General features: G+C 41.8%; 9 protein-coding genes, 3 tRNA genes and 1 rRNA gene. 2 read left to right on the top strand and 11 right to left on the bottom strand.

Translation table 11 applies throughout. The annotated features are described in order from the left end of the window. The 7 genes from C228_RS0108530 to C228_RS0108500 form a co-directional block, all read right to left on the bottom strand. Positions 1–103: ribosomal RNA gene (locus C228_RS0108530) — 16S ribosomal RNA — on the bottom strand; the annotation flags it as partial. Between the two features lie 180 nt (positions 104–283). Then, positions 284–360, bottom strand: a tRNA-Pro gene (locus C228_RS0108525). 28 nt (positions 361–388) lie between these two features. Beyond that, positions 389–464, bottom strand: a tRNA-His gene (locus C228_RS0108520). 30 nt (positions 465–494) lie between these two features. Further along, positions 495–571: transfer RNA gene (locus C228_RS0108515), tRNA-Arg, on the bottom strand. Between the two features lie 159 nt (positions 572–730). Next, the gene (wecG, locus tag C228_RS0108510; protein WP_018652212.1) at positions 731–1,456 is read right to left on the bottom strand and encodes a lipopolysaccharide N-acetylmannosaminouronosyltransferase; all 726 of its coding nucleotides are present in this window, start codon (positions 1,454–1,456) and stop codon (positions 731–733) included. A 1-nt stretch (position 1,457) separates the two neighbouring features. Next, positions 1,458–2,774 (bottom strand): ECA oligosaccharide polymerase, encoded by a 1,317-nt coding sequence (gene wzyE, locus C228_RS0108505; protein WP_026313250.1) that lies wholly within the window; start codon positions 2,772–2,774, stop codon positions 1,458–1,460. Positions 2,775–2,776: 2 nt separating this feature from the next. Then, the gene (locus C228_RS0108500; protein ID WP_018652210.1) at positions 2,777–3,847 is read right to left on the bottom strand and encodes a TDP-N-acetylfucosamine:lipid II N-acetylfucosaminyltransferase; all 1,071 of its coding nucleotides are present in this window, start codon (positions 3,845–3,847) and stop codon (positions 2,777–2,779) included. A 360-nt stretch (positions 3,848–4,207) separates the two neighbouring features. Here C228_RS0108500 and hcp point away from each other — a divergent pair, with 360 nt between their 5' ends. Together hcp and hcr are read left to right on the top strand one after the other, a co-directional pair. After that, positions 4,208–5,863, top strand: a complete 1,656-nt coding sequence (gene hcp / locus C228_RS0108495) for a hydroxylamine reductase (protein ID WP_018652209.1) — start codon at positions 4,208–4,210, stop codon at positions 5,861–5,863. Between the two features lie 110 nt (positions 5,864–5,973). Continuing rightward, complete coding sequence (gene hcr / locus C228_RS0108490) at positions 5,974–6,993, top strand: NADH oxidoreductase (RefSeq protein ID WP_018652208.1); 1,020 nt, start codon at positions 5,974–5,976, stop codon at positions 6,991–6,993. Between the two features lie 73 nt (positions 6,994–7,066). On the opposite strand, the gene wzxE is transcribed toward hcr, so the two are convergent. The 4 genes from wzxE to wecC are packed head-to-tail and all read right to left on the bottom strand — an operon-like array spanning position 7,067 to position 11,354. Then, a complete protein-coding gene (gene wzxE / locus C228_RS0108485) occupies positions 7,067–8,317 on the bottom strand; it encodes a lipid III flippase WzxE (protein WP_018652207.1) in 1,251 nt (416 codons plus the stop codon). Beyond that, a complete protein-coding gene (gene rffA / locus C228_RS0108480; RefSeq protein WP_018652206.1) occupies positions 8,314–9,447 on the bottom strand; it encodes a dTDP-4-amino-4,6-dideoxygalactose transaminase in 1,134 nt (377 codons plus the stop codon). The genes wzxE and rffA overlap by 4 nt, the downstream gene beginning before the upstream one ends. Positions 9,448–9,462: 15 nt before the next feature. After that, positions 9,463–10,086, bottom strand: coding sequence for a dTDP-4-amino-4,6-dideoxy-D-galactose acyltransferase (gene rffC, locus C228_RS0108475; protein ID WP_018652205.1), 624 nt, complete (start codon positions 10,084–10,086; stop codon positions 9,463–9,465). Next, positions 10,086–11,354 (bottom strand): UDP-N-acetyl-D-mannosamine dehydrogenase, encoded by a 1,269-nt coding sequence (wecC, locus tag C228_RS0108470; protein WP_018652204.1) that lies wholly within the window; start codon positions 11,352–11,354, stop codon positions 10,086–10,088. The genes rffC and wecC overlap by 1 nt, the downstream gene beginning before the upstream one ends. Positions 11,355–11,373: the final 19 nt, after the last annotated feature.

The following is an 11,373-nucleotide window of genomic DNA, read 5'->3' as shown; positions in this document are numbered from 1 at the left end:
ACTCGTCAGCAAAAGTACAAGTACTTTCCTGCTACCGTTCGACTTGCATGTGTTAAGCCTGCCGCCAGCGTTCAATCTGAGCCATGATCAAACTCTTCAATTCAAAAAGTTTAATCGCTCAATAAACTGCTTAGCTAAGTTTACATTCTACTTCTAAAGTAAAAATGAATTTCTAGTTTAAGCACCTATTAAGACTTCAAAATCAAAAATATTTTTTAATTAAGTCAATCAACAAGTGCCCACACAGATTGTCTGATAAATTGTTAAAGAACAAAAAATAAAGTGGTCGGCGAGATAGGATTTGAACCTACGACCCACTGGTCCCAAACCAGTTGCGCTACCAAGCTGCGCTACTCGCCGTCAGTTACTCATAAGAGTATATTTTAAATGGGGTGGCTAATGAGACTCGAACTCACGACAACCGGAATCACAATCCGGGGCTCTACCAACTGAGCTATAGCCACCATTGCCGATTGAATATTGCTTTTGACCACTGGCGCGCTCGACAAGATTCGAACTTGCGACCTTTGGCTCCGGAGGCCAACGCTCTATCCAACTGAGCTACGAACGCTTACGATTTTCGTCGTTTTGTTTAGTGCGTCGCAACGAAGGCGTATATTATAGATTTCACCTTGCCTTGTCTAGCACTTTTTTAAAAAAAGTTACAAAAATACGTTCGCCTGCTTTTAATTTATTCAAAATGAATAATAATTGTCAATCTTGCTGTTTTTTATAGCTGTTTTGTGTAGTAGTAATACGCAAAGCAAATTAAATTTAATTGACGTCGCCAGCGTGTCGGTTGACTCAATAAACGATATAACCACTCTAACCCGAGATCTTGCCAAATTTTAGGCGCACGTTTAACTTTTCCGGTAAATACGTCATAAGTGCCACCTACGCCCATATATAAGCAATGCGGATAGGCTTGTTGGGCTTTTTGCATAAAAAGTTCTTGTTTCGGTGATCCCATTGCGGCACTCACAAACTTGGCACCGCTGCGGCGAATACATTCAATCAGCACATCTTCATCTTCCGCTTTAAAGTAACCGTCTTGCGTCCCGACAATATTGACATTCCAAGCGGTTAATTTTTGCTGTACTTTTGCCAATGTATCCGCTGTACTTCCCACCAAGAATACCGGAACCGCTAACTCGCCGGCTTTCTGCATCAGCGCTTCCCATAAATCGGCACCAGCAATGCGTTCTATTTCTTGTATATTCGGATATTTCTTTTTAATAGCGCGGACAATGCTAATGCCGTCCGCATATTTATATTCTGCATTCTCCAGTAATTTGTTAACTTCTGCTTGTTGCTCGCTGATAATGAGTTTTTCCGCATTAATTGCAATTAGTTTGCCGGTTTTGACCGCTTGTTGGTTCATTAAAAAATCCACGAAGGTCATTTTGTCTTTTGCGGCAAGTAATTCAATGCCTCTGATGGTGACGCTTTGTATCATATTAGCCTTCTTTTATTCGTGTAATGTTGTTAGCAAGTGTGCTAACCAGATAGGCGATTAGCCAACATAATGCAAAAATCACACTGAAAAAACTCAAGCGAGAAAAAAATGCATCGCTCCCTTCTCGCACCAAAACAATGATATTGAATAAATTCGCAAAGCAATAAGCCTGAATCAGTGCAGCACGACTGGCTTGAGAATGCGTTCTGCCGTAATCAAGCAATCTATCGAAAGCTTTAATAAGTAAGCCAATAAATGCCATACCTAAAGCGATCATCGGAAAGCCGCCCATAATATAGAAAGAACCTAAGAGAGTCGGCGAAATGGCTAATCCGGAAAAATTACCTAATATTTCCCACGTAAAATAATTTGCCGTATTTAAAACATAGTCCGGTCTGTCCAACCATAGCCATTTGGGAATATACACATAAAAATCACGCACTATCGGCATCAATCCTTGATGTTCCATCGCTTGATCTAAAATTAAAGCAACATTTTCCCACGGAGAGAAGGTATCACGGGTTAAATATAAGAAAGTAAATAATGCTTCTTTACCGCTTACATTCAGATCGTAACGTACCAGTGCTAAGATAAACATTGCACCTATCATCGCTACTCCCGCTATCACTAACCATTTAAAGCTAAGGTAGCGTTTATAAAGGCCAATAAAAAAGAACAACACAAATGCCAATACCATATTAGCTCTGGTTCCACCCACAGCTAAATAAGTGAGTAGCCCAAATACCACACCGCAGACCAGAAAAATACCCCACGCTTTTTTATTATTAGCTAAGAAAAACATAATCAGTAGCGCAGGAATAAAGAAATAGAAGAAACGTTTTAAAGCCACGCCGCTTACCGCTGCGGAAAAGATTTGGTTATATTGCGTAAGTTTAAATAGCAACAGCCCATTTATCGCAATAAACGCCACTAAACTCGCAATTGCCACTCCCGCTAACAGATAAGCGGTCACTTTTGCTTCAAATTTTGCAAATTTCTGTGGAAATTCGACCGCTTGTTGTCTTGTATCCACTCTTGATAATAATGAAGAGTGATAAATAGCGTAATAGATGAGGTAACCGGATAAAGCACTAAATAAAGTTAACAACAAGCTGTCCGCACTTTGTAGCTCAACATCAAAACCAAGAGATAATATCAGTGATAACGGGAAACCTAAATAAAAAGTCACAAAATAAATAATACTAAATAATAAGTGGAACGAAAAAGGTTTTCGCTGATAAGCCATATAGCAAAGCGCTAAGAGCAGCCATGCCGATAAGAGATAAAATCCACCGAGTAAAGCATATTCCATTATCATAATTATTTTTCACTTACCTGCGTTAAAAGCGCTAACCACTGCGTACGATAATTCGGTGCAAAAAAACCAATCTTACTTTTATCTAAATTTGCCAATTGTTGTTGAGTTTGTGCAATCTTGGCTGGCGTTACCTCCTCACTATAGAGAAAAGGGACATTCTCCGCCTGCATATCCAGTGTGAAAGGATTCTTACGGCATAAAATCGTCGGGATATTTAGCTGCGTCAGTAAACCGATGGTTCCGATGCCCTGTTGACGTTCAAAGTTAAAATAGCCCGTATCGCATTTTGCTAAGAGCGCCAGATAGTCTTCAAAATTCAATTGCTCCGTCAGAATTTCAATTGCACTTTCCTTAAATAATTTGACCGCTTGTTGCCTTACTTGCTCAATATAGTGTTGGTTATTCGCCGGATAACCCATTGGAATAATAATGCGAACCTGATCGCCCAAATGTTGCTTAATTTGTACTAGCGCATCTATATGACGATTCGACTGATCGCCCGAATTCCCTAATAAAATGGTTAATTGTGAATGATTCTGCACCATTTCTCGAGACTGAAAATTTGCCATCTTGGTCGGAAAATATAATACACAGTCTTGTGCTGAATCTCGTTGCAATTTTTGATGAGCAAAAGCCAGATCCCCTTTCGTTCCCCATAACACCGGCACTTTATTTTGTGCCATACGGCGAATGGGATACATCAGTTTAAATTTCCATGTTTTTGAATCTTCATATAAATCCGCCCCCCAAATATGCCAATAACAACGAGAAGCGGGTAAATTTCCAGATAAAATGGCAAACCAAAGCGGAAAATTATACTGACCATGTAAAATAAATTGTGCCTGCTTATCTAAGCGAGCTTTACGCACCACCGCCTGAGCAATACTTTTTTTCGTGTCGAAACAAGAAAGAGCAAGATCCGAGTAGGCTATCTGTAACGACTGATCCGCCACAACATAAAAGAAATGTTGCTGACCATTTAATCGAGGCAACAGTTCATTTTGGAAAAAGCCCAACACCGTATGATTATGGTGTGGAATATCTGAACCTAAAATGTGATAAATCGGTTTCATAAAATGCTTTCTAACAATATAGAAGATAAAAAGCGACCAATTCTGATCGCCACAATACGTTTAAATTACATGATCATTTCCGATGCAAAATACATCATCAATTAAAAGTTTATCATATGCCACTTAGAATCAAAACAAGCGGTCAAAAACCAGCAAAATCTTACCAATCATATTAGGAATAATTTGCAATAAAAATAACCTATACCCTATTTTAAGTAGAGAACTACGACTAGATCAAATTCCGTGCACTTTTCCAAATTTTCCTCTTTTTATCCGTTTTTGTTATCGCTATGATTTAGTCCATTAATTCCTACTATTTTAGTAGGTTATTCATTTTCTTAATTAGTTTGGAGTGATTTTATGTACTGCGTTCAATGTGAACAAACCATGGTAACACCAGTAGGAAACGGTTGTAGTTTCGGTCAAGGTATGTGTGGGAAAACAGCGGAAACCTCAGATTTACAAGACTTATTAATTGCTTGTTTACACAGCCTTTCTGCGTGGGCATTAAAAGCCCGTGAACACAGCATTATCCACCACGATGCGGATAACTTTGCCCCCCGTGCATTCTTTGCCACTTTAACCAATGTAAATTTCGATTCAAACCGTATCGTTGGCTATGCGCAACAAGCGATTATTTACCGCAACGAATTAATTAAAGCGGTTAGCGAAGCTGAGCCGAATCCAACACTTAACCACCCGTTAGCGCATATTGAGCTCAAAGGTATTTCGATTGATCAACTTGCCGAACAAGCAAAAGAATTTGCGTTAGATACCGACCGTGCGGAAATCGGTGAAGAAGTTCACGGCGTGCGTTTATTAGCGCTTTACGGCTTAAAAGGGGCGGCAGCGTATTTAGAACACGCTTATGTGTTAGGCAAATTCGATAACAATTTATATGTGGAATACCACGGCTTTATGGCTTGGTTAGGCACAAAACCAAGCGATTTAAACGAATTACTCGAAAAATCACTCGCTATCGGTTCGATGAACTTTAAAGTGATGGCGATGTTAGATGCTGGCGAAACTGAAACCTTCGGCAATCCGGTGCCGGCAACGGTTAATATCCGTCCGGTGAAAGGTAAATGTATCCTGATTTCAGGTCACGATTTAAAAGACTTAAAAGCGTTATTAGAACAAACCGAAGGCAAAGGTATTAATGTTTATACTCACGGTGAAATGCTACCGGCACACGGCTATCCGGAACTGAAAAAATACAAACATTTAGTCGGTAACTACGGTTCAGGCTGGCAAAATCAGCAAAAAGAATTTGCTCGCTTCCCGGGTGCGATCGTGATGACGTCAAACTGTTTAATCGATCCGAATGTGGGCGATTATGCGGATCGTATTTTCACTCGTAATATTGTGGGCTGGCCAGGTGTTACGCACTTAGATGATCACGACTTCACACCTGTCATCGACAAAGCGTTGGAATGTGGCGGCTTCCCATATACCGAATTAGAACACTACATCACAGTAGGCTTTGGTCGTAAAACCTTAATGGACGCTTCCGATGCAGTGATTGATTTAGTAAAAGCAGGCAAATTAAGCCACGTATTTGTTATCGGTGGTTGTGACGGTGATAAAGAAGAACGCCACTATTACACCGATTTAGCCTATACGTTACCGAAAGATACTGCAGTGCTTACACTCGGTTGCGGTAAATACCGTTTTAACAAACTAGACTTTGGCACGATTGACGGCGGCTTACCTCGCTTATTAGACGCTGGTCAATGTAACGACACCTATTCGGCGATTATGTTAGCGGTTACCCTTTCACAAAAATTAGGTATCGGTTTAAATGAATTGCCACTTTCGATTGTGCTTTCTTGGTTCGAACAGAAAGCGATTATCGTGTTACTAACGCTGTTAGCACTTGGCGTGAAAAATGTTTATTCAGGCCCAAGCAAACCGGCATTCTTAAATGACAATGTGATGAATTTATTACATGAAAAATTCGGTTTAAGCGGTTTAACTACCCCTGAACAAGATTTCGGTCATATCATCAATAAATAATCGGCTAACGAAAAAAGAGCGGTCAAATTTCGCAAAATTTTTGCAAATTTAAACCGCTTGTAGGGGCGGGTCCAGTGCCCGTCCGAAAAGAACAAGAAGGAATAATTAAAATGGCAAATACCAATAAAAACCCTTTATGTATTAATGAATTACAAGTTTATTCAATCGTACAAGAAGCCCCAAATGTAAAAACGATTAACTTTATCGCACAGGATTTCTACCCGTACCAAGCGGGGCAATATGCGTTAGTCAGCATTAAAAACACGCCACATATTACTCGTGCTTATTCACTTTCTTCTACCCCGGGCGAGAGCCGTTTCGTGTCGATTACCGTGCGTGAAATTGAAGGAGGTGTCGGTTCGACTTGGCTCAATAATGAGGTGAAAGTCGGTGACCAAGTGTGGTTCTCTAACCCAATGGGCGAGTTCTCTTGCCAACAGGTGTTAGCGAATAATTACTTATTAGTCGGTGCGGGCAGCGGCGTGACGCCAATTATGTCAATGGCTCGTTGGTTATTAGCAAACCGCCCAGAAGTAAACTTAACCGTTATCCATTCCGTACATTCGCCGGAAGATGTGATTTTCAAAGCAGAATGGGAAGAGTTAAAAGCTAAATATCCAAAATTCAACTTAGTGATTAACGCTTCAGTCAAAGCAACCGAAGGCTTTGCAAGCGGTCGAATTTCAGCAGAAATTATCAAGAACGCGGTGCCGAATGTGAGCGATTACACTGTGATGACATGCGGTCCTGAAGCCTATATGGCAGCGTTAAAAGACATCGTAACCGAATTAGGCGTAAGCGAAGACCGTTTCTTTACTGAAGCCTTCTTTAATACCGCCTTAGCCGGTGAAATCAGTTCGGATAAGAAAACCACCTTAACTATCAACGGTGCAAAACAGATCACAGCAGATGTGCCGGTCGGTATGACCCTATTAGCCGCATTAGAAGCACAAGAACAACCGGTGGTTTCCGGCTGTCGCACCGGTTTATGCGGTTTATGTAAAACCAAAGTGACTGGAGGGGAATATGAAGTGGTACACACCGGCGATTTAACCGAAGAAGAAATTGCACAAGGTTATGTGCTAGCGTGTAGCTGCCGAGTGAAAGAAAATGTGAGTGTCTCAGTCTAAATTCAACCCCAACAAATAATTAGCAAGTATTGTTAATAGCAAAGCCCTCAGACAGGATGTCCCGAGGGCTTTTTTAATGTTTCATATAATATTTGAATCCTGCCACGCACAGCAAGAAATAACAAAAGTAAGTGGCAAAATAGGCTTGCGTTGCACCTTCCGCACCATGTAATGGAATAAACAAATAGCCCATGCCGACCAATAACGCTAATTGTAAGAACTCGGCTGCCGCATATAGTTTTAACGATGCCTTAGCCACAACCAAATAGCCGAATACATAAGCCATTACTTTAAAAACATCACCAAGTAACTGCCAGATAAACAGTGGCTCCATCGCCAAGAAATCTTCGGTATAAAGCAGCAATATAATCCAATGCTTAAAGGTGAAAATGGTCATGCTCGTCCAAATAACAGAAATACCGACAAATTTAAGCGCTTTAATCAACTCTTCCTGCAGTGCAGATTTTTCATGTAATTTGGCAAAGGTCGGTAACAGGTAAACCGAAAATGCCGCAGTAATAAACTGCAAATAAGCGTCAGAAATCTTACTCACACCTTGCCATAAACCAAGTGCTTCTAACGAATAGTGCTCAACTAATAAATCTCGCATTAACACATAAGCAACCGGCAAAGTTACGGCTGTCAAAAAAACCATCACGCTAAATTTCAGCAACTTCTTCGCGTATTCAAGAGAAAATGCAAAATTTCCCCAAAATTTGACCGCTTGTAACTGCCTGTTTAAGAAATAACGAGCAGGCAAAAACACCAATGCTGGTAGCACAACAAAACCGACTAACGCCCCTTGATAGCCATAGCTATCTAAACCGATGAGAAAAAAGATTAAACCTAACAGACAACCGATAATGACACTAAGCGCATTTGCTTTGGCGTAACGATAACCTTTTAAAATCGCCAAAAAGTAATTGCTATTGGCGATACCGAACTGCGCCAAACCGGTTGCCATAACCACGCTTTGATAATCTTTCGAATAAAAGATCCATTGGCTAATCTGCTCGGTAAATAAGAACAAAATCAACGCCAACACACCGGAAAACGACACAATAATGCAATTGGCGGTTGAGAGCAAAGCGGTTAGCTTCTCAGGCTGATGTTCAAATTCCGCCACATACTTGGTGACGCCGTTAAAAATGCCTGCCCCGGCAAAAACACCTAACACGGTAATTAGGGTCATAAAATTGGCAACTTGACCTAAGCCCGCCGTGCCGAATTGCAAGGCAAATAACTTGATCAGTAATAACCCGACGACAATTTTAAATGCGGTAGAAAATGCAGTCCAAAAGGTTGTGCTACTTAACGATTTCATGGATGAAGAAATTCCAATACCGCCTCAATCACAAGGCGTAATTCTGCTTCCGACATATTATAAAATAAAGGTAAACGTACTAAACGATCGCTTTCCGCACTGGTGTATTGATCTTCACCATAAAAAGTGCCGAATTGTTGCCCCGCGGGGCTTGAATGCAACGGAATATAGTGGAATACCGCTAAAATATCCTTTTGCTTCATCCATTCAATGAAGGCGCTACGTTCAGTTAAGTCTTTAAATTTTAGATAAAACATATGCGCATTATGCTGACATTCCGCCGGTACTTGCGGTAACTGAATGCGTTGCTCTGCCGCAAAAGGTGAAAAAGCTCCGAAATACTGTTGCCAAATATGCAAACGGCGCTGATTGATTTGTTCCGCCGCTTCAAGTTGCGCCGCTAAATAAGCCGCTTGTAAATCGGACATCAAAAAGCTCGATCCGATATCACGCCAAGTATATTTATCTACTTGTCCTCGGAAAAATTGGCTGCGATTAGTGCCTTTTTCTCGCACAATCTCAGCACGCTCTACCAATTGAGCGTCATTAATTAAAATCGCCCCGCCTTCACCGCCTGAGCTGTAATTTTTAGTTTCGTGAAAACTATAACAACCTAAGTGCCCGATTGTACCTAGCGGTTTACCTTTATAAAAAGCCATCACGGCTTGCGCTGCGTCTTCCACTACATATAAATTGTGTTTAGCTGCAATCGCCATAATGCTATCCATTTCACAAGCAACGCCAGCATAATGTACCGGCACGATGACTTTGGTACGAGAGGTAATTGCCGCCTCAATTTTCGTTTCGTCAATATTCATCGTATCCGGACGAACATCGACAAACACAATTTTAGCCCCTCGCAACGCAAACGCATTTGCCGTAGAAACAAAGGTGTAACTTGGCATAATCACTTCATCACCCGCTTGAATATTCAGCAAAATTGCCGCCATTTCAAGTGAGGCAGTACATGACGGCGTTAACAGCGCTTTAGGTGTGCCGAAGTGCTGTTCAAACCAGCGTTCGCATTGCTTGGTATAATAGCTATCACCGGATAATTTTCCGCTATTAATCGCATTTTGTAGATAAGCCAATTCACTACCAATGACTAGTGGTTTATTAAATGGAATCATATTTCATCACGTTATTTAAAGATAAAACCAATAGCTTGCCTGCCGAAGCGAAGCGCCTAATTTCTGATACAAACGAATAGCGTTTAAGTTGCTCGTTTGAGTGGCAACCGCTAATGTTTCCGCACCTTGCTGTTGCGCCCAGCTGATTGCCGCCTGTAACAATTGACTGGCGATGCCTTGTCGGCGAAATGATGGCGCAACCGCCAGTAAACCAACCTGAGCCTGCTTATCTTGTACACGAACGCTAATTCCGCCCTGAATTTGACCGCTTGCCGTTTTTAATACTAAGCAAACGTCATCAAATTCCGCTCGTACTGCGTTGCTAATCCACGTTTGGTAAAAACGTTGATTTTCTTCTGCGGAAAACCACGGTGCTCGAAAACGACTCATGGGAAATGCTGTACCAAATAGTGCTTGTAGCGAGACAATATCCGCTTCGGTTGCCAGCTGATAAGCGGTCGTTTTTGGCAAAAAATTTACCAATGACAAACAGAAGTCCAGTTCACCTTCAACAAACTGAAACCCTTGTTGCTGCACTAAACAAATCTGTTCTATATCTTCTGCCACTACTTTGATTTCGTAAATGTCCCGCCCGAAAAACTCGGATAGCCACGGGTTCGGAGCAATGTCACGCTGCATTATTTTATCCATACGCCTCTTGTATCGACTAACCAGCGTTGCGGAATTGCCTCGGCCGACACCACTTTAAACGGTTGATGATCCACCAACAAGACTAAAATATCCACCTGCTGTAACGCTTGTTCAAAGCTTAGCAGCTCGACTTTACCTTGCAATTTTGCCGGTAAACGAGTGACATTCGGTTCCACCGCAAACACTTTACCGCTGTGCCAATTTGCAAGATTTTCGGTAATTTCAACCGCTGGGCTTTCACGTAAATCATCAATATCCGGTTTAAATGCCAAGCCTAAACACGCGATTTTTACCTCACTCGGTTTAACATTTTTCTCCGTCACACAATCCGCTAATGCCGCTTTCACCTTATCAATTACCCAATGCGGTTTGCTGTCATTCACCTCTCGTGCCGTGCGAATTAAACGCGCCTGTTCCGGCGCTTGCGAAACAATAAACCAAGGATCAACCGCAATACAATGCCCGCCAACCCCTGCGCCCGGCTGCAAGATATTCACTCGTGGGTGACGATTTGCCAGCTCAATCAATTCCCAAACACTGATTTGCAACTTATCGCAAATCATCGACAACTCATTGGCAAAAGCGATATTGACATCACGGAAACTATTCTCGGTTAATTTACACATTTCCGCTGTGCGGGCATTAGTCTGAATACATTCGCCTTTTACAAAAAGTTTGTATAAATCGACCGCTTGTTGTGCGCATTTAGCACTTAGTCCGCCAATCACTCGGTCATTTTGGAACAGTTCCACCATCACTTTGCCTGGTAACACACGTTCCGGACAATATGCGATACGAATATCCGCAGCCTCCCCGGTTTCATTCGGGAAGCTCAAATCCGGGCGAATGTCTTTCAGCCACTGGGCTAATTGTTCCGTCGTGCCAACCGGTGAAGTCGATTCTAAAATAACTAAATTACCTGCGGTTAAATGCGGTGCGATCGCACGTGCGGCAGCTTCAATATAACTCAGATCCGGCTGGTAATGATTTTGGAAAGGGGTAGGAACGGCAATAAGGAAAGCATCGGCAGGTTGAACCGAAGCACTTGCAGAAAGTAGACCTTTTTTGACCGCTTGTCGTACCGCTTGGTCTAAATCCGGCTCGATAATATGAATCTTACCTTGGTTAATGGTATTGACCGTATCGGCATTAATATCGACCCCTAAAACTCGACAACCTGCTGTCGCAAACGCTGCCGCAGTGGGTAACCCGATGTAACCTAAGCCAATTACTGAAATGGTATTAAAAGTTGTCATTTGCTGATTTCCGAAAACC

Source organism: Actinobacillus capsulatus DSM 19761, assembly GCF_000374285.1.
Taxonomy (GTDB): domain Bacteria; phylum Pseudomonadota; class Gammaproteobacteria; order Enterobacterales; family Pasteurellaceae; genus Actinobacillus; species Actinobacillus capsulatus.
This window is presented reverse-complemented; position numbering and strand designations above follow the sequence as displayed.

What these genes read in the sequence shown, in the direction of transcription:
- wecC (WP_018652204.1), bottom strand. Translation starts at nt 11,354, where the DNA reads ATGACAACTTTTAATACCATTTCAGTAATTGGCTTAGGTTACATCGGG.
- rffA (WP_018652206.1), bottom strand. Translation starts at nt 9,447, where the DNA reads ATGATTCCATTTAATAAACCACTAGTCATTGGTAGTGAATTGGCTTAT.
- hcr (WP_018652208.1), top strand. Translation starts at nt 5,974, where the DNA reads ATGGCAAATACCAATAAAAACCCTTTATGTATTAATGAATTACAAGTT.
- wzyE (WP_026313250.1), bottom strand. Translation starts at nt 2,774, where the DNA reads ATGATAATGGAATATGCTTTACTCGGTGGATTTTATCTCTTATCGGCA.
- rffC (WP_018652205.1), bottom strand. Translation starts at nt 10,086, where the DNA reads ATGCAGCGTGACATTGCTCCGAACCCGTGGCTATCCGAGTTTTTCGGG.
- C228_RS0108500 (WP_018652210.1), bottom strand. Translation starts at nt 3,847, where the DNA reads ATGAAACCGATTTATCACATTTTAGGTTCAGATATTCCACACCATAAT.
- hcp (WP_018652209.1), top strand. Translation starts at nt 4,208, where the DNA reads ATGTACTGCGTTCAATGTGAACAAACCATGGTAACACCAGTAGGAAAC.
- wecG (WP_018652212.1), bottom strand. Translation starts at nt 1,456, where the DNA reads ATGATACAAAGCGTCACCATCAGAGGCATTGAATTACTTGCCGCAAAA.
- wzxE (WP_018652207.1), bottom strand. Translation starts at nt 8,317, where the DNA reads ATGAAATCGTTAAGTAGCACAACCTTTTGGACTGCATTTTCTACCGCA.